The 17,576-nt window shown below is 43.7% G+C and carries 18 protein-coding genes and 1 pseudogene; 12 read left to right on the forward strand and 7 right to left on the reverse strand.

Annotated elements, in window-relative coordinates; translation table 11 throughout:
• Positions 1-152: 152 nt before the first annotated feature.
• A complete protein-coding gene (locus H525_RS0101100) occupies positions 153-1,817 on the forward strand; it encodes a ribonuclease J (RefSeq protein ID WP_027414661.1) in 1,665 nt (554 codons plus the stop codon).
• Positions 1,818-1,878: 61 nt separating this feature from the next.
• On the opposite strand, the gene H525_RS0101105 is transcribed toward H525_RS0101100, so the two are convergent.
• Entirely contained in the window at positions 1,879-2,058 is a 180-nt protein-coding gene (locus H525_RS0101105) for a small acid-soluble spore protein H (protein WP_027414662.1), read from the reverse strand.
• Between the two features lie 184 nt (positions 2,059-2,242).
• Here H525_RS0101105 and H525_RS22380 point away from each other — a divergent pair, with 184 nt between their 5' ends.
• From H525_RS22380 to H525_RS0101135, 7 genes are all read left to right on the forward strand, one after another.
• Entirely contained in the window at positions 2,243-2,809 is a 567-nt protein-coding gene (locus H525_RS22380) for a sigma-70 family RNA polymerase sigma factor (RefSeq protein WP_035099558.1), read from the forward strand.
• The gene (locus tag H525_RS22385) at positions 2,799-3,296 is read left to right on the forward strand and encodes a DUF3600 domain-containing protein (RefSeq protein ID WP_035099493.1); all 498 of its coding nucleotides are present in this window, start codon (positions 2,799-2,801) and stop codon (positions 3,294-3,296) included. Before H525_RS22380 ends, H525_RS22385 begins: the two co-directional genes overlap by 11 nt.
• Positions 3,297-3,473: 177 nt before the next feature.
• Positions 3,474-3,737: a hypothetical protein gene (locus H525_RS0101120; RefSeq protein WP_027414663.1), complete on the forward strand. Its 264-nt coding sequence runs from the start codon at positions 3,474-3,476 to the stop codon at positions 3,735-3,737.
• A 165-nt stretch (positions 3,738-3,902) separates the two neighbouring features.
• A complete protein-coding gene (locus H525_RS22390) occupies positions 3,903-4,127 on the forward strand; it encodes a hypothetical protein (protein ID WP_035099494.1) in 225 nt (74 codons plus the stop codon).
• Between the two features lie 262 nt (positions 4,128-4,389).
• Complete coding sequence (locus H525_RS22395) at positions 4,390-5,049, forward strand: spore coat protein (RefSeq protein WP_035099496.1); 660 nt, start codon at positions 4,390-4,392, stop codon at positions 5,047-5,049.
• 245 nt (positions 5,050-5,294) lie between these two features.
• Positions 5,295-7,004 carry a methyl-accepting chemotaxis protein gene (locus H525_RS0101130; protein WP_027414664.1) on the forward strand — a complete coding sequence of 570 codons (1,710 nt, stop codon included), beginning with the start codon at positions 5,295-5,297 and terminating at the stop codon, positions 7,002-7,004.
• 290 nt (positions 7,005-7,294) lie between these two features.
• Complete coding sequence (locus H525_RS0101135; protein WP_027414665.1) at positions 7,295-8,059, forward strand: sulfite exporter TauE/SafE family protein; 765 nt, start codon at positions 7,295-7,297, stop codon at positions 8,057-8,059.
• A 27-nt stretch (positions 8,060-8,086) separates the two neighbouring features.
• Here the strand turns inward: H525_RS0101135 and H525_RS0101140 are convergent, their stop codons facing one another.
• Genes H525_RS0101140 through modA form a run of 3 tightly spaced genes read right to left on the reverse strand, consistent with a single transcriptional unit; the run spans position 8,087 to position 10,294 of the window.
• The gene (locus tag H525_RS0101140) at positions 8,087-8,746 is read right to left on the reverse strand and encodes an ATP-binding cassette domain-containing protein (RefSeq protein ID WP_027414666.1); all 660 of its coding nucleotides are present in this window, start codon (positions 8,744-8,746) and stop codon (positions 8,087-8,089) included.
• Between the two features lie 13 nt (positions 8,747-8,759).
• The gene (gene modB, locus H525_RS0101145) at positions 8,760-9,437 is read right to left on the reverse strand and encodes a molybdate ABC transporter permease subunit (RefSeq protein ID WP_027414667.1); all 678 of its coding nucleotides are present in this window, start codon (positions 9,435-9,437) and stop codon (positions 8,760-8,762) included.
• Between the two features lie 41 nt (positions 9,438-9,478).
• Positions 9,479-10,294 (reverse strand): molybdate ABC transporter substrate-binding protein, encoded by an 816-nt coding sequence (gene modA, locus H525_RS0101150; RefSeq protein ID WP_027414668.1) that lies wholly within the window; start codon positions 10,292-10,294, stop codon positions 9,479-9,481.
• A gap of 244 nt (positions 10,295-10,538) precedes the next feature.
• On the opposite strand from modA, the gene H525_RS0101155 reads away from it, so the two are divergent.
• From H525_RS0101155 to H525_RS0101165, 3 genes are all read left to right on the forward strand, one after another.
• Positions 10,539-11,495 (forward strand): helix-turn-helix transcriptional regulator, encoded by a 957-nt coding sequence (locus H525_RS0101155; RefSeq protein WP_027414669.1) that lies wholly within the window; start codon positions 10,539-10,541, stop codon positions 11,493-11,495.
• On the forward strand, positions 11,482-12,003 hold the full coding sequence (locus tag H525_RS0101160) for an SGNH/GDSL hydrolase family protein (RefSeq protein WP_155837047.1): 522 nt from the start codon (positions 11,482-11,484) through the stop codon (positions 12,001-12,003). Before H525_RS0101155 ends, H525_RS0101160 begins: the two co-directional genes overlap by 14 nt.
• A 307-nt stretch (positions 12,004-12,310) precedes the next feature.
• A complete protein-coding gene (locus H525_RS0101165) occupies positions 12,311-13,693 on the forward strand; it encodes a glycine--tRNA ligase (protein ID WP_027414671.1) in 1,383 nt (460 codons plus the stop codon).
• A gap of 147 nt (positions 13,694-13,840) precedes the next feature.
• Here the strand turns inward: H525_RS0101165 and H525_RS22400 are convergent, their stop codons facing one another.
• On the reverse strand, positions 13,841-14,149 hold the full coding sequence (locus tag H525_RS22400; RefSeq protein WP_245590368.1) for a GntR family transcriptional regulator: 309 nt from the start codon (positions 14,147-14,149) through the stop codon (positions 13,841-13,843).
• Between the two features lie 342 nt (positions 14,150-14,491).
• Here H525_RS22400 and H525_RS0101175 point away from each other — a divergent pair, with 342 nt between their 5' ends.
• Positions 14,492-15,286: an IclR family transcriptional regulator gene (locus H525_RS0101175; RefSeq protein ID WP_027414672.1), complete on the forward strand. Its 795-nt coding sequence runs from the start codon at positions 14,492-14,494 to the stop codon at positions 15,284-15,286.
• Positions 15,287-15,457: 171 nt separating this feature from the next.
• Here the strand turns inward: H525_RS0101175 and H525_RS0101180 are convergent, their stop codons facing one another.
• Complete coding sequence (locus H525_RS0101180; RefSeq protein WP_027414673.1) at positions 15,458-16,804, reverse strand: MFS transporter; 1,347 nt, start codon at positions 16,802-16,804, stop codon at positions 15,458-15,460.
• Between the two features lie 511 nt (positions 16,805-17,315).
• Positions 17,316-17,576 (reverse strand): annotated as a pseudogene (locus H525_RS28365) (AAA family ATPase); the annotation flags it as partial.

Consider the following 17,576-nt stretch of genomic DNA (forward strand, 5'->3'; position numbering starts at 1 on the left):
GGCCTTTATACATAATCTATGGATTTTACGGAAATAGTATGAACGATGCACTTGTTTTTCAATTAAGCAATCATGTATAATTATAACAAGTGACTGGAACGGTTTATTGTTTGATCTATTGTAACTACAACTGAATAGAAGGAGGTACAAATTTGTCCAAACTAAACCAGAAAGCCTTGTCAATTTTTGCTTTGGGCGGCGTGGGCGAAATTGGCAAAAACATGTACGTGGTACAGTATGAAGATGACATCGTGGTAATTGATGCCGGTCTCAAGTTTCCGGAAGAGGAAATGCTCGGTATCGATATTGTCATCCCTGATATCACGTACCTGCAGGAAAACAAAGAAAAAATCCGGGGCATTATTATTACGCATGGACATGAAGACCATATTGGCGGTCTTTCGTATGTGCTGCGTCATATTAACGTACCGGTATATGCTACAAAGCTTACCCTCGGTCTAATTGAAGGGAAATTAAAAGAGGCAGGGCTGCTCGGGGATTCGAAACTTAACCTTATCGATAACAAATCGGAGATTCAACTCGGCTGTTTCACTGCCAGCTTTTTCAAAACAAACCACAGTATTCCTGACTCAGTCGGCGTCTGCCTTGACACACCTGAAGGGTATGTCGTGCATACGGGAGATTTTAAGTTCGATCAAACACCGGTGAATAACCAGATGGCTGATGTTGCCAAAATGGCTGCGATTGGAGAGCGTGGGGTGCTGGCTCTGCTTTCGGACAGCACCAATGCTGAGCGACCGGGCTATACAGGTTCGGAACGCCAGGTGGGGGAAGCGATCGAAGAATTGTTTTACAAGGCGAAGGGACGCATCGTTGTCGCCACGTTTGCATCCAACATTCACCGTATTCAGCAAGTAGTTGATGCAGCCGCCCTCTGCAACCGGAAAGTAACGGTCGTTGGCCGTTCGATGGTTAACGTTGTAACTATTGGAATGGAACTCGGGTATTTAAATGTTCCTGAAGGTATGCTGATTGAGCCGGAGGAAATCAACAAGCTTCCTGCCGAACGTGTCGTCATTCTTTCTACCGGCAGCCAGGGCGAGCCAATGTCCGCGTTGACCCGCATGGCGCGTTCCGCGCATCGCAAAGTTGATATTTTGCCCGGTGATACAGTGATGATTGCGGCAACCGCGATTCCGGGAAATGAGAAGTATGTCGCCCGCACGGTTGACCAACTCTATCGCATCGGTGCCAATGTCATATACGGAAGCCACATTCACGTATCGGGCCATGGCAGCGCTGAAGAGCTTAAGCTGATGTTAAATCTGATGAAACCGAAGTATTTTATTCCTATCCACGGGGAATTTCGAATGCTTCGACAACACGCCATTCTAGCTGAACAATGTGGGGTTCAGCCGGAAAACATTTTTTTACTTGACAATGGAGATACTGTTGAGATTATGGGCGGCAAAGCGCGCTACGGCCCGAAAGTTCATTCCGGCATCGTTTTAATCGACGGTCTGGGTGTGGGTGATGTCGGGAATATCGTGCTGCGCGACCGTAAGCTTTTATCGCAAGATGGTATTTTAGTTGTTGTAGTTACATTGAGCAAACAAAATGGACAGATCCTTTCCGGACCAGACATTATTTCACGTGGTTTTGTCTACGTCCGTGAATCGGAAGCATTGTTAGATGAAGCCAACCGTATTGTCAGCCAGACACTTAACCGCTGTGTAGAAGAAAACGTTAACGAGTGGTCTTCCCTTAAAACAAACGTACGCGACGCCCTGGGAAGATTCCTTTATGAACAAACCCGGCGCCGCCCGATGATCCTTCCGATTATTATGGAAGTGTAATTCAATAAAAGAACGGCAGAGCCGAAAACCCTTAATATGACTGGGTTTTCGGCTCTTTTACTTATTCTTCTTTTAAGCTGTACAATGGCACTTCTTGTTCGTTCTCCGGTTGATTAAGCGGGTAAATTCTCGCCGTTTCATTTTCTTCATCTACATGTTGGATATAAATCGGAGTCCCACCATATGTGACATTTACCATAATAGGTGAAGCAGCAATTTCTTTTGCTCGTTGTTTGTTCATGATAGTAACCTCCTCGCCATAGCTATAATGTTAGCTCCTAACTATGTAAATATTCTCAAATATAAATGAGACATCTCCGGCTTTTATGAAAAGTTTTAAAAAAACCGAACCAAATTCCCGAAACAAACCAATATATAGTGAAACGGATAAGGGGAGGGGATAACGAGTGGATCATTCACGCACAATGGACGAACTCATCCAGCTTACGGTTGCCGGTGACCGTAATGCGTTTGAGGAAATATACCAAAGAACAGTTCCATCTATCTACAGAACCGTTCACTTCCTTATCGGGGAATCCTCGGATGCTGAAGATGTCATACAGGAAATTTACATCCAGGTTTACAAAAGCCTTCCGAAATTTAAGGCAGGACATCCGTTTCAGCCATGGGTGACAGGGATTGCCGTACGTCAGGTAAACACATACCGGCGCAAAAGATGGAGGAAGTTCGGTTTGCTGCAGAAAGCAGCGATACTGGGAAGGGAGGTAGAGACAGATTTTTCCGAAGACGTTGTAAAAAAATTAGAAAACCGCGAATTGCTGCTTGCATTAGAAAAATTACCGTACAAGCTAAAGCAGGTTATCATTCTTCTCTATCTGAATGAGTACTCACAGGAAGAGGTAGCCGGAATTCTGGGGATACCTCTAGGTACAGTAAAGTCGAGGCTAAGCGCTGGACTCAAAAAGCTGCGTGGCACGCCTTGGAATATGACGCCTATGCTGCGAAAGGTGGAAAAACGGAATGGATATTGAGAAGCGGATTATGTCTGCCCTGCAGGAAGAGGCAATAAACATTGTTCCTGCACCTGAATTGAGAGAAAAAGTGATGGCAAGCATTCCATTTGAAAAGGGGAGAAAACAAGTGAAAAAAAGACTCGTCGCAGGAATTGTGGCGGCCGCCGTACTGGTACCGACAGCGGCTTATGGGAGCTATTCGTATCTGGCAGATCAAGTATTTGGCTCGTCAAATGTAGTAAAAGAGCACGGAGGAACCCAGCAGCAATATGACCATTTTGAATCAAAGCTACAGCAGGCAAAGAAAAAGCTGACAGCAAAGGAATTCATCACATTTGTTGGACTGCTGAAAGACCTCGCCTATTATCATTTGAAAACGATAGACAGCCATGGAAATATTCATCCGGATCGTCTGCAGAAGAAAGACCGGGCCGATTATGACCGTCTCCTGCAGGAAGTACAGCCTTATTTTGATAAGTTGAATGGGGACATTCAAACAAAATAGAAAAAAGCCAGGTATCGTATCATGTAAAGAGTAGGGTGCGTGCCTTCAGCTGCAATTGTTCATCCATTTAAAATGGAAGTGTAATGGCCATTTTAGGAAAACAATACTTCTATATTTTCGTTTACATGAAGTGAGAACTGGGTTGCCCCATTAAAAGAATGAACAGGGATGTTGTGTATGGAAATGAGTCAGGGTACACCGATATTTTCTGGAGAAATCAATGTGAATTCACAAGATTATATACTTACAGAGGTCAAAAGTATTGCCACCCAATCTATTATAAGTAAACAACGGCTGAAATCATTACACGATTATTTATTACGGCGAAAAGGTGACGAGTCTGTCATTATTGCCATTAATGATCAAATACCGTTACTGCTAAATGGTCAGGAAGTGGGACAACTACTTGACGAACTCAATCAAATAATTAAACGATTTTAGGCGAAACCCGATGGTTTGGGATAATTGGCTTTTTCGTATAAAGCAGCAGCCCGGTCATTTTTTTTGTCCTGGCATATTCTTTATTGAATACTTTAGAAGAAAAAGGAGGATTTTTTCGGATGCGAAAGAAGCCGGGTTTTATACCACCAGCAAGAAACGGTACCCATGAGGAACTATTTTACTACCCGATTTATCGGCGGCGGCGGTATATTTATTTGTTTCCTCCCCCTTATCTTAATGGGCCGTATCCCTTTCCGCCTTCTCCCGCCTACAACCCGTTCATTTACCCTTACAGGGGGAGAAAATGATAGTAAAAAGGGCGGGGCTGGTCCGGGATATAGCGGATTAAATCTTCTCCTCCCTGACCCCGGTAAGCGGATTCGTGAGTAACCGCTGAAGATTCTTCCACCTTGCTAAAAGACCAGCGGTAGTGAGCGACGTCAGGGAGGATATTGCGCCACCGGAATATCCCCATTCGCTAAGGGATCGTAAATCAGCGATATCAAACAACCTGGCAGCTACTTCCCGGGAGGTAGCTCCATTTGGATTACCATGAGGTTGTACTTTTTACTATAACAGAAATTGGTGAATAAAGGGGGGCTGACACGTCAATCCTATAGTTGTACCAAAATTATTACATAGGAGGCAAAAAATGAACAGGAAACCAGGCGCGCATGAAATAATGGAAATGCATGAGGTATTAAGAACCGCCGTAGATGGTATTAACCAGTTCCAATTATACCGCCCGCATGTTAGAGACCAGCAGCTCCTGAATATTTTAGATCATCAACTTCACCATATGACCTATGAATACAATCATATGGTTTCGTTTTTGGCGAACCAAGGAATCGCAAACCCGGCTGCCCAGCGGATGATGCCCCAAACGAATCAGATGAATCAACCTAATTCAATGAATCAACCTAATTCTGTGAATCAGATAAATGCAATGGTGCACGAGGCGCATCTGACGAATCAAGCCCCTACATACGGCCTCCATAATCCGGCTCCGGATAGTCCTAATCAATCGATTCAGGCAATGGATGACCGCGATGTAGCTTCCGGAATGTTAGGCTGCCACAAAGCTTCGGCGAAAATGAGAATGAACGCGGCATTGGAATTTGCGGATCCGATGCTCCGCCGTATGGTTATGCAGGGCGCGAATGCCTGTGCCGAACAGGCGTATGAAGTATTTCATTACATGAACCAAAAAGGGTACTACCAGGTTCCTACCATGCACGAACATACCGCTCAAACGCTGATCAGCACATACCAGCCGGTATCGGATGTCAATATGGGACAAACGTTTCAATAGCCCCTGATTTTTAGGTGTTGCACCCTTAACCCAATCTGTACCAAGCAAAAGCCAACAAAAATCTGTTGGCTTTTTTATGTTCCGATTATAACAAAAAAGGGTTTCGTATAGTAAATTTGGCATTTGTAAAAATTCTTTATTTGTTATTATAGTAATAAATGGGGAATAAATATGATGGCGATACGGTTCGGTGGTATCGTTTCGCATATGTGGAAGGAACTAAAAAACGATAGGAGAAGAAAGACATGGGGGAAAAATTTCGTTTTACGATTCGCAGCAAACTTTTAAGCTCGTATTTTATTATTATTTTGTTGTTCTCTGTTGTCGGCTATATGAGCTACGCCGCTTTTACCAATGTGGAAAGCCATACAAGCGACATTGTGCTTGATGCCATTCCGACAGGGAATGCCGCAAAGGGTATCCTGACTGACCTGATCAACCAGGAAACCGGAGTGAGGGGGTATGTCCTGACCGGGCAGGAATCTTTTTTAGATCCATACATAAGCGGCAAGGCTCAGCTTGAAAAAGATTTGGCAACCATTCGTGAGCATGAAGCCAACCACCCGATTATGAAACAATTACTGGAAGGCGAAGCCAGCCAGAAAATCCAAAATATCCAGACATTCTTTGAAAGCGAAATTAGTTTGGTTAAGAACGGGAAGACCCAGGACGCTCTTAAAAAAATTGATGGTGGCAAACAGGATATGGACGCTTTCCGCGGTATTTATGAAAAAATGAACGCCGATGTCACCAAATTAATTAACGATGCCTCGAATGCAAGCAAGCAGGCGAGTGAAAAGTCTAAATTGATTATATTGATCGGTGAAATCGTCATCTTGTTGATTGTGATCATTGTAGCTCTTTTACAGGTAAGGGCGATTATCCGTCCCATTCGGACAATGGACAAACAGCTTAAGGAAATTGCCGAAGGGGAAGGCGATCTTACGCGGGAAATCCACCTTGCGACCAATGACGAAATTTCCGATCTGTCTAAATCGTTTAACCAAATGCTTGCCAATCTCCGTGGAATCATTCGCCAGGTTATGCTCACAACTGAACATGTAGCTTCTTCCGCGGAACAGTTAAACGCAAGCGCCGACCAAACAAGCAAGGCGACCGAACACATCGCGTCTACTATTCAGGAATTAGCTGGCGGTTCGGAAGAACAATATCGTTCAGTGGAAGGAAGCACGAAAGAGATCAACACAATGGCGCAAGAAGTACAACAAATCACGGAGAACACCAACGCCGTATTCACAACATCAACGAAGGCCTCCAAAATGGCCGAAGAAGGGACAGGCGCTATTAAAAAAGCCGTCTCGCAAATGAGTTCTATTAATAGTACGATCAGTAAGCTGTCCCAAGTAGTAAAAGAATTAGGAGATCGTTCACAGGAAGTTGGAACGATTATCGATGTGATTACCGGCATTGCGGAGCAGACTAATTTATTGGCGTTAAATGCGGCGATTGAAGCTGCAAGGGCCGGAGAAAATGGAAGAGGCTTTGCGGTAGTCGCTGATGAAGTGAGAAAGCTGGCGGAACAGTCCGGTCAATCCGCTCAAAAAATCGGGGAACTTGTCGCGACAATTCAAGACGAGACCAATAAGGTAACAGAATCCATGAAGGAAAGCATTCAGGAAGTAGCCGTTGGCATGGATGTGGTCAACAATGCAGGCGAACTGTTTAGCCGTATACAGCAGCTCGTTAGCGAAGTGGAGCAGCAGATAAAAGAAGTGACAGCAGCTTCCCAGCATATCGCCAAGAGTACTGATCAAGTAGCTTCCCGGATGAACACGATATCGGAAGTTGCCAAGACGACGACGGCAGGAACGCAAACCGTTTCCGCCTCTGTGGAAGAGCAGTTAGCATCTATGGAAGAAATCTCTTCGTCTTCTACAACCTTGACCAGTGTTGCAGAGGAACTGCGCATAATTATTGAGAAATTCAAGGTGTAACGGCTCCAAACGTGTGCCGCAATTATAAAGACGCCCATTTTCTATGAAGCAAATTCCGGATTTTCTGGATGCTGTCATGTGAAAATGAGGCGTCTTTTTTCGTTCACACAAAAGTGTCAGCATGCCGGAGGGGCTGCTCTCACACAAAGAAAATAAGGTGCATATGTTATGGCAAGAGACACCGGCCTATCTGCGGTTTACAGTAGTTGATTTTTTCTTTCTTTCCTAATTTTTAACGTTATGGTCATTCACATGCGCTGCATGAGTATGCCCGGAAAGGCGTGATAAGATTGAGTATAGGAATTGTTTTGATGGGGCTCCTGGTTGGTTTTTTAGTTGGTTTAACGGGGGTAGGAGGAGCTTCCCTTTTAACCCCGGTCTTAATTTTGTTTGGCATTCACCCGTCTGTCGCGGTAGGCACCGACTTAGTGTATAATTCGATTACCAAAATGTTCGGAGTGGTTCAACACTGGAGACAAAAAACAGTTAATGTAAAGATGATGAAATATCTGGCGATGGGAAGTATTCCGAGCGCGCTCGTTGCCATTGCGCTTCTCCATTTTTTTGGCAAAATGCACGACAATCAAGAACTAATTATTAAACACTCTCTCGGGTATGTATTAATTTTAGTTTCCATCTCAATTATTATCCGCGTGTGCTGTGATAAAAAATTGCGACCGAACCGCTGGCAGGAGAAATCCCTTGAAGAAAAGCGCGGATTAACCATTTTAATTGGGGGTGTTTTTGGCTTTATTGTTGGGCTTACATCGATTGGCTCCGGTTCGCTTTATGCGGTTGCGATGCTGTATCTTTATCGCATGAGCGCGACCGAGATGGTGGGGACGGATATTGCCCATGCCTTTCTTCTTGCCACATTTGCCGGAATACTGAATGCCGGCTTTGGCAATGTAAATTATATGCTTGTTGGCAATCTCTTACTTGGTTCTATCCCGGGCGTTTTAATAGGCAGTACGATTTCGGCCAAAATCCCGACCAAACCGCTCCGGACCGTGGTTGCAACGGTTATTCTTATCAGCGGATTGAAGCTTATTTGAATCATCAAAAGTCGCAGCATTACCTGTTCAGGTGAAATGGCGGCTTTTTGTATCTTCACATATTTTCCCTTCTTCCAGAAAAATGATTCGGTCTCCCAGTTTATCAGCTTCCTGCAAGTCATGGGTGACAAGAATAACAGGAATGTTCCACATGGTATGGAGCGACATCAATTCTTCCTGGCACCGCACGCGAGTCGCAGCATCCAGAGCGGAGAAGGGTTCATCTAATAAAAGCACCTCTGGTTCCGTTGCGAGTGCCCGGGCAAGCGCTACCCTTTGTCTTTCACCCCCGGAAATGTGACGGGGATATTTCGATAGAAGATGCCCGATTCCGAGTACGTCAATCAACTGCTGCAAGTGGCCGGGCGTTGTTTGTTTATCCTTTGACCTGCTTCCGTACATAATATTTTTTTCCACCGTCATATGGGGGAAAAGGGCGTAATCCTGAAAAACATAGCCAATGTGCCTTTTTTGCACAGGTAAACGCTTTGTTTCTCTGCTGAAAAAAAAACGTTCATTGAGTGCTATCGTCCCTGAATCCGGGTTGGTCAGTCCGGCAATGCTATTGAGAATGGTCGTTTTGCCCGCACCTGACGGCCCGAATAAAACGACAATCTCATTGTCCACCTGAAACGAAACGTCAAGGAAAAAGTGCGGCAGTTTTTTTTGTATATGAACGGAAAGCATAGGTACCATCCTTTTAGTTCTTCAGATCTGCATAGCGGCGATTTCGTTTGCTCCACCAGTTCAACCACGTAATTGTACTAAAGCCCAGCGCTACAATAATAATCACCCAGAAGGCAGCATTGTCCATGTCGCCTGCGTCAACGGCAAAATAAATAGCCAGAGGAATGGTGTTCGTTTTTCCCGGGATATACCCGGCAATCATAAGCGTTGCGCCAAATTCTCCGAGTGCCCTGGCAAAGGAAAGAACCAATCCGGCTAAAATCCCCGGCCACGCGAGCGGAAAGGAAACGGTCCAGAAAATTCTCCACTCGGAAGCTCCCAGCGTGCGTGCTGCATTCTCTACTTTCTCATCAAGAGTTTGAAACGCGGCAGAAGCCGCCTGGTACATTAACGGAAAAGCAACGACAACCGAAGCGATGACGGCGCCAAGCCATGTAAATACAACCTGGATGCCAAACCACGAGATAAGCCAATGCCCAATCCAGCCATTCCTTCCGAAAAGAATCAGCAGTGCAAACCCAACTACCGTAGGGGGTAAGACGAGAGGGAGCAGGAAGAAAGAGTCAAGCAGGCTCTTACCAGTAAAGTTCCTTCTGGCGAGCAGAAATGCGAGCAGCACTCCTGTGATAAAAACGATGGAGGTGGATATTCCGGCTACTTTAAGCGATAAAAACAACGGTGTCCAGTTTATGTTTTGCACGAATCCCACCTCCGGTTATCGTTTTACTCTCTCTATTTGAAGCCATATTTCTTTAGAAGTTGTTTTCCTTTATCGCTTGATAAGTAGGCCAGGAACACTTTTGCCTCTGCCGGGTGGGCAGAATTTGCAATCACCGCTCCCGGGTATACAATAGGTGTATGCCAATCCGTTTGAGCCATGGCTGCTACTTTTACTTTTTTTGAAACAAGCGTGTCGGTGGCATATACCGCTCCGAGATCCGCGTTTCCTGATTCCACATAGGTCAGAACCTGGCGTACGTCTTTGCCTAAGACAAGCTTGCTTTGCAATGCATCCCACAGCTTAAGGTTTTCCAATACTTCTTTAGTGTATCTTCCAGCCGGGACACTTTGCGGTTCTCCAATCGCGAACTGTTGAATTTTTTCAGGAGCAATGTCTTTAAACGATGTAATGTGTATCGGGTTATCTTTATTCGTGATCAGAACGAGTTCGTTCTTAGCAAAAGTAACACGGGAATCTTTTACGATCAAGTTCTTTGCCTGCAGGGTATCCATATCTTTATTGCTGGCAGATAAGAAGACATCTGCGGGAGCCCCCTGGCCTATCTGTTGAGCCAGTTTGCCTGAGCTGCCGAAATTGTATGTTAAACGAATGTTGGGGTGCTCCTGTTCAAATGAAGTTTTTACTTCATTTAACGCGTCCGTTAAACTCGCCGCCGCTGAAATCATCAGCTCGGTTTTTTGTGCGGGTGCCGACCCGGGTGAAGTCTTGTTACCCGCGAGCCGCGCTGTTTTTTCATTGTTTGAACAGCCCGCAGGAATAAGCAGTATAAACAAAGCCAATAAACTTAAACAAACTCTTCTATACATCATATCCTCCTCGTACCCTCTCAAAATGTCGTTTTAAAACTCGTTATCAATAAATAGAACGTATGATATAGTAAACACAACGAATTAAAATGAATGATAGAAAATCATAACTAAGTATAACTAAGTATAACTAAATATAACTAGTTATATTTAGATGATAATCAGCATTTTTTACGATGTCAATGAAATTGATTTACATAGTAAGCGAAACGCCAGACAAAGCAGGAGACGTGAGGGATATCGCATGAACAATCTTTCCTACACAATCGAGGAAATTGCCGGGATATTAAAGGTTTCGAAACTGACGGTATACGGGCTGATAAAAAAAGGGAAATTGCCTGCCTATCGGGTTGGACGACAGATGCGTGTCGATGCGGCTGATTTGGAGGTCTACAAAAGCAATACGAAGGGGAGAGAAAGAGAAAATCCTATTCTCCCAAATGCTGATCTTTCCCGCAGCCAGGAGGAACAGGTCCAACATGCAGCAGCGTCTGGACAATCTATCATAATTAGCGGACAGGATATGTGCCTGGATATCCTGGCAAAACACGTGGAGAAGCGGACTATCGGGTATCGGCCCCTTCGCTCCTATGTCGGAAGCCTCAACAGCCTGATTTCAATGTACAGGGGCGAAGCAGATATCGTCAGCGTGCATCTGCTGGATGGGGACACGGGTGAATATAATGTTCCGTACGTTCGTAAAATTCTCGTCAGCCACCGGTATGTCATTGTTAATTTACTTTCACGGCGGGCAGGATTTTATGTAGCCAAGGGAAATCCGAAACAAATTCAAACGTGGGAGGATATTGCAAAACCCGGGGTGCGTATGGTAAACCGGGAAAAAGGGTCGGGGGCGCGGGTTCTGCTCGATGAACAGCTGCGCATTCACAACATCCCGGCAAAAAAAATAATCGGGTATGACAAAGAGGAGTCCAATCACTTAGGGGTGGCAGGTTCTATTGCAAGCGGGGAGGCCGATGCCGGGATTGGCATTGAAAAAGCCGCGGCGATTGTAGGCGTTGATTTTATCCCGCTCATTAAAGAACGGTATGATATCGTGATGATAAAATCGCCACATAATGAGCAGCTTATCGAAACGATGATTGAGGTCTTACAATCTTCGTCTTTTCAACATGAAGTGCGATCGATAGGCGGCTATGATTTATCCCAAACAGGCCGCATCATTTATGAAACAGAGTAATATAGGAACTCTATCTGCTGAAAGAGGGATGCGTGTGATTTCCTGGTTTGCCGCTCATAGGAAACGTATTCTATCGTTTTTGATTCTCGTTCTTGTTATGTATACGATCCCGGCAGATGCACGGGCGGATGTAAAAAAAGCAGATTACCTGGCGCTTGGAGACTCGTTAGCTGCGGGCCAGACACCTTATTATAAAGTCGGGAAAGGATATCCCGACTACCTGGCGGAAACGATGCGTTCTGCCGGATATAAAGTGACACTCGATAAACGGTACGCAGTTCCCGGCTATACAAATGAAAATTTGTATCTGCCCAACCCGGTCGATATTCATCCGAGCGGGCAGGGATATAAGGTTATTGCCGGTGAGTTTTGGAATCATATAAAAAATGATTTTGCCTCCAAACCGCAGGAAAAAGCAGTTCAAGAGGAAAAGACTTCTGACGGCCTGCTCGCTGCCTTATATCGATTTTTTGAATGGCTCATAGGTAAAATAAATGTATGGGGGTGACTTTTTGGCCGCCGGTGACTTGACTTTTGTGTTTCAGGTTTTGTAATATTAACGCAAACCATATTTTATCAGGCTGTGAAGGATCAATAGTACCTGAAGCCCTTTTGTCCAGCGATCCGGGGATGGTGGAAGCCCGGGAAAAGATCAGGGAAACGGCAATCCGGAGCTGTGTTATTTTAAGGGGGCGCACGAATGTGCGTCAACTAGGGTGGAACCGCGGGTGTTCAAGCTCCCGTCCCTAGGCATATAGATGCCATGGGATGGGGGCTTTTCTTTATTTTATCTACGACTAAGGAGAGAAAGTAAAATGAGTGTATCTATGGATCAAGTGGTTGGCCTTGCCAAACACCGGGGCTTTATATTCCAGGGTTCGGAAATTTACGGAGGCCTTGCGAATACGTGGGATTACGGTCCTTTAGGCGTCGAACTCAAAAACAATATAAAACGCGCCTGGTGGAAAAAATTTATTCAGGAATCCCCTTATAATGTTGGGCTGGATGCGGCGATTTTGATGAATCCGCAGACATGGGTAGCTTCCGGTCATATCGGAAACTTCAATGACCCGATGATCGACTGTAAAAATTGTAAAGCGCGCCACCGTGCTGACAAATTAATTGAAAATACGCTGGCTGAAAAAGGAATTGAAATGATTGTCGACGGCCTGTCCTTCGCGCAAATGGCCGATTTGATCCGGGAGCACCAGATTGCGTGCCCGGACTGCGGCAGCCATGATTTTACCGAGATTCGCCAGTTTAATCTTATGTTTAAAACGCACCAGGGTGTAACCGAATCGAGTGCAAACGAAATTTATCTTCGCCCGGAAACAGCACAGGGTATTTTCGTAAACTTTAAAAACGTGCAGCGGACGATGAGAAAAAAACTTCCTTTTGGGATTGGCCAAATCGGGAAAAGTTTCCGGAACGAAATTACGCCCGGCAACTTTACGTTCCGCACCCGTGAGTTTGAGCAGATGGAACTGGAATTTTTCTGCAAGCCGGGCGAGGATTTAAAGTGGTTTGAATACTGGCGAAACTACTGCCACCAGTGGCTGTTATCCCTCGGGGTAAAAGATGAAAATATCCGACTGCGCGATCATTCTGCAGACGAATTATCCCACTACAGCAACGCTACAACCGACCTGGAGTATAAGTTTCCTTTCGGATGGGGGGAACTGTGGGGAATTGCCGACCGGACGGATTACGACTTAAAGCAGCACATGGGGCACTCCGGAGAAGATTTCAATTACATCGACCAGGAAACGAACGAGCGCTACGTTCCGTATTGTATCGAGCCTTCCCTGGGGGCGGACCGGGTAACGCTCGCATTTCTGCTCGACGCTTTTGCAGAAGAACAGCTCGAAGGCGGTGACATCCGTACGGTGCTGCGCTTCCATCCGGTGCTTGCACCATACAAGGCAGCGGTGTTCCCGCTCTCGAAAAAACTTTCTGAAGGCGCGTTAAAGATTTTTGAAAACTTGTCCAAACACTTTATGGTCGATTTCGATGAAGTCGGTTCCATCGGCAAGCGATACCGCCGCCATGATGAAATCGGAACACCATTCTGCATCACGTACGACTTCGACTCCGAACAGGATGGGCAGGTTACCGTACGGGACCGCGATACGATGGAACAAAAAAGAATGCCAATTAGCGAATTGAAGGCATTTATCGAAGAGAAGATAGAGTTTTAAAAACGAAGGTGGCAGGTTTTCCTGCTGCCTTTTTAGTCCGTTAAGGAAAGTATATGTTGCTTTACAGTGTTAAAGCAACATATACTTTTCTCATTCAGAAAATAGCAATTAAAATCTGAATATTTAAATTTTATCATTGACAGCTCGTTAACTACCATGCTCCAGTAATTGTATTCCCATTGCTTTAATGGTTTCCGTGTAATTGATCATTTTTATCCATTCTTGGATTGGTTTTGCTGAAACAAAGGTTCCTTTACCGTGCACCTTTTGCAAGATTCCTTCGCGAACTAAAATGGAAACGGCCTCTCTAACTGTGCTTCTGCTTACGGAATACATATCCATAAGCTCTCTCTCGCTAGGGATTTTTTCCTTATAATAACCCTGTAAGATTTGCTCTTCTAATATATTTTTGAGTTGAACATGCAAAGGAATTGGATTGTTGCTATCTAATTCCATAAACATCCCCCCCCCGTTATCGTAAGATCGGTTTATCATTTTACTATTATAATTGTACCTTTCTACATTTAGCTATAGTAGTAGTTAAATGAAAGAGAAAATTTTCTTGTTAGAGGGTTCCCTTATTTTTATTTTCCTGTGCATTTCCACCCTCAATACATATGATTGTTTATGCCATCCTTTATCGCCTGCTTATCCTTGCGCTGGCGGTGCGTATTGACATGAAAGTAGCTTGGCAGCTTCTCTGGTATTACCACAAAAAAGAAATCTCCCACAAAAACTTGACTCAGTCACTTGTCAAGAAATATTTGAGTATTTAACTTTCTACGCTATAATAAGATTATGGAAAATAAAAACCTTTTAACGACAAAACAACCTAATAACAAAGAAACTGCTTCTGTACAAGCCGTTGAACGTGCCTTGTTACTATTAAAATTAATTAGTGAAAGCTCATCTCCAGTATCAATAGGAGACTTGGCTAAAAAAGCTAAATTAAATCGAACTACTGCTTGGCGATTGATTGGAACACTTGAAAATCAAGGATTTGTAGAAAAAGATATGCTTACAAATGGCTATCAGCTCGGCTACGCAGTCAGTCAACTTATTTCTCGAAACGACCAATATGCTGCTTTAATACGAAGAGCACGCCCAATTCTAGAGAAGCTAAAAGAAGAGACTGGCGAAACAGTTTTACTGAGCGTACCTAAACACAACGGAATTCTTACAATTGATCAAATAGACACTGATCACAGCGTTAGACTAGTAGATTATTCAAATACCATTTCACCATTACACTGTACCTCTAACGGGAAAATTCTGTTGAGTTTGCTGCCGGACGAAGAGTTAAATATTTTACTAAGGCAGCCACTTAAAAAATTTACAAATTACACTATTATAGATCCGGAAGAATTACGTCGAGAGTTGAAGAATGTTCTTGTTAGAGGTACAGGAACCTGTATCGGTGAATTCGATGAAAACGAAAACGCAATTTCGGCGCCTATTTTTGATGATAAAAAGAACTTAATTGCTTTTATTACCGTAGGAGGACCTGGTTTTCGTCTTACGCATAACAAGCTTTTATTGCTAAATGATAAAATGTTAGAAGCTGCCCAAAAAATTGAACAGCAACTTAGATAATTCATTGAAAATTGTAAGAAAAACTCGCGGGCATTGTCGCTCTTCCTTTTTCAACCCAGAAGACAAATATAGCTTTCTATCCGTCAAGACAAAACAAAAAGGGACTTTCTTAAAAGTCATTAATGACGATTAGAACAGCCCCTTTTTGTTACTATTTAATACAGTCTTGCGTTATACAGAATAGCTTGTTTTACTTGTTTTCTGTTCAGAACCGCCGGCTTCACTTAATGTTAATTCTTTTGTTTCCGGTGCCCAGGCAATGGATACAATCGATCCAATGACTAAAACGGCTGTAAGAGAAAGCATAGTAGGGAGCATACCAAAACTAGAAAGAGTGATAGGAAGCAGGAATGTTCCTACTGCAGATCCTAACCTGCTCATGGCCGTAGCAAAGCCGACTCCACTGGAGCGTACCTCTGTTGGAAAACTCTCTGCAGGGAATACGCCTACCAGGTTACTCGCTGCTGACAAAATTAATGTGAAAATGGCAAATGCAATAATTATAAAGATAGTGGCACTGCTTGGCAAAACACTAAGCACGAATAACGAAGCGCTGAGGATAATAAAAGAACTGATTAAGAAGCCTCTGCGTGAAAATTTAATCGTAAACCAAATCCCTAGTACTGCACCTACGACAAGTAAGGCGTTTAATAGCAAGTCTGTTCCAAAACCTTGTTTTAGTCCCATACTCTCAAGTATAGTCGGAAGAAAAGTGTAAATAGCAAAGTATGGAATAACGAGACAGATGAAAAATAAACTGTTAAACGCGGTACGCTTTCTAAATTTCTTGCTAAATAGAACGGCAAAGCTGCTATTTGTTTTCGTAACAGGAGTTTCATCATCAAGAACTATATTCGGTCCAACATATTTTTTTACAATTTCTCTTGCATCTTCGATACGTCCTTTGTTAATAAGCCATCTTGGCGACTCCGGTGTTCCCATACGCAGGAGAAGGATAGCAAAAGCCGGAATAGCAGCAGATGCAAGCATCCAGCGCCATGCGTTAGGACTAGAATCAATAAAATAATAACCTAGTACACTAGCAGTAACATATCCAAACGTCCAAATCACACTAAATGATCCGAGTAAAGCCCCACGATGTTTCCTTGGCAAAAATTCTGCCAGCATGGTATGTCCAACACTGTAGTCTCCGCCCAAACCGATCCCGATCAGAACCCGTAAAATAAAGAGTTCCATTGCATTATGAACAAACAACTGCATAAAGGATGCTGCGGTAATAATTAAGAAGCTCGTAACAAATATTTTTTGCCTACCGATATAATCTGAAATCCAGCCAAGAAATAAACTTCCCAAAAAGAGCCCTATTAAAGCTGAGCTGCCAATCAAGCCAACCCAAAACGGAGTAAGGCCCATTTGAGGAGTAATTACCGTAAGAGCCATACCAATCAGCCCGAGGACATATCCATCGTTAAAATGTGCACCGAATGTGAGCCCTGCCATTTTGAAGTGAAACTTATTAAGCGGGGCATCATCAAGCTTAATTTTTTGTTCAACCATAGTTATCTCGCCTCTTTTCTTTATTTCGGTATTTAAATTAATGACAAATAATTACACTCACGATGTCTGTTTTAAAAAAGAAAACGTTTACAAATTAGGTGTGTGATAATAAGAGAATGCTTTTGAAAACATAATCGTTCACATTATGAACTATTTATTCGCTATTTGAAGGTTAGCAAAATTATAAAATGTAACACGAATGTATGTCAAACTAATTTTTTGAAATTTATAAAATGACGAGTTTTACATGTATGGGCTTGAAAAACAGAGGGATGGAATTTCTTGAACAAAATAAAAAGGCTTCTCGCTTTAGATATGCCTAAAGTAAAAGCCTGCATGGGGATGCCTCCTGTTTTCTTGTTTAGTGATTAGCCAAGGTTGGGAGAAATTTTTTGTGCTGTCGAAATAATGTGGGTGTTAATGACGTAGTATATCGTCCCGAAGGTGACGGCGTTAGTTGTCCGCAAATTGACGAATCTATTGTCCAAGTGTCATTTGAAAAAAGGGAGAATCATGATAATTCTCCCTCAATCACCCGTTTGACCATGTGATCATCAATAATTCGATGTCCGTTCTGTGCTCCATAAAGTAAACAGTGCGTACATACCTTGTTGATGAGCCTTGCGGCCCCTCCGGAATAGCGGTGGATTTCATCTAATGCACCGTCAGAAAAGATTTGTTGGTCTACTCCTGCATAGTGAAGATGCCGTGCCACATACTCGTCAACCTGTGCACGATCATAATGACCCAGTCTGCATTGAAGGTCGATTCT

This window comes from Aneurinibacillus terranovensis DSM 18919 (assembly GCF_000430625.1).
In the GTDB taxonomy this organism is placed as follows: domain Bacteria; phylum Bacillota; class Bacilli; order Aneurinibacillales; family Aneurinibacillaceae; genus Aneurinibacillus_B; species Aneurinibacillus_B terranovensis.

Excerpts from the sequence above, each read along its gene's own strand:
- H525_RS0101120 (WP_027414663.1), top strand. The coding sequence starts at position 3,474 with ATGGAAATGAGTCAGGGTACACCGATATTTTCTGGAGAAATCAATGTG.
- H525_RS0101105 (WP_027414662.1), bottom strand. The coding sequence starts at position 2,058 with ATGAACAAACAACGAGCAAAAGAAATTGCTGCTTCACCTATTATGGTA.
- H525_RS22385 (WP_035099493.1), top strand. The coding sequence starts at position 2,799 with ATGGATATTGAGAAGCGGATTATGTCTGCCCTGCAGGAAGAGGCAATA.
- H525_RS0101175 (WP_027414672.1), top strand. The coding sequence starts at position 14,492 with ATGGAAAATAAAAACCTTTTAACGACAAAACAACCTAATAACAAAGAA.
- H525_RS0101140 (WP_027414666.1), bottom strand. The coding sequence starts at position 8,746 with ATGCTTTCCGTTCATATACAAAAAAAACTGCCGCACTTTTTCCTTGAC.
- H525_RS22395 (WP_035099496.1), top strand. The coding sequence starts at position 4,390 with ATGAACAGGAAACCAGGCGCGCATGAAATAATGGAAATGCATGAGGTA.
- H525_RS22400 (WP_245590368.1), bottom strand. The coding sequence starts at position 14,149 with ATGGAATTAGATAGCAACAATCCAATTCCTTTGCATGTTCAACTCAAA.
- H525_RS0101180 (WP_027414673.1), bottom strand. The coding sequence starts at position 16,804 with ATGGTTGAACAAAAAATTAAGCTTGATGATGCCCCGCTTAATAAGTTT.
- modA (WP_027414668.1), bottom strand. The coding sequence starts at position 10,294 with ATGTATAGAAGAGTTTGTTTAAGTTTATTGGCTTTGTTTATACTGCTT.
- H525_RS0101160 (WP_155837047.1), top strand. The coding sequence starts at position 11,482 with ATGAAACAGAGTAATATAGGAACTCTATCTGCTGAAAGAGGGATGCGT.
- H525_RS0101165 (WP_027414671.1), top strand. The coding sequence starts at position 12,311 with ATGAGTGTATCTATGGATCAAGTGGTTGGCCTTGCCAAACACCGGGGC.
- H525_RS0101155 (WP_027414669.1), top strand. The coding sequence starts at position 10,539 with ATGAACAATCTTTCCTACACAATCGAGGAAATTGCCGGGATATTAAAG.
- H525_RS22380 (WP_035099558.1), top strand. The coding sequence starts at position 2,243 with ATGGACGAACTCATCCAGCTTACGGTTGCCGGTGACCGTAATGCGTTT.
- H525_RS22390 (WP_035099494.1), top strand. The coding sequence starts at position 3,903 with ATGAGGAACTATTTTACTACCCGATTTATCGGCGGCGGCGGTATATTT.
- H525_RS0101130 (WP_027414664.1), top strand. The coding sequence starts at position 5,295 with ATGGGGGAAAAATTTCGTTTTACGATTCGCAGCAAACTTTTAAGCTCG.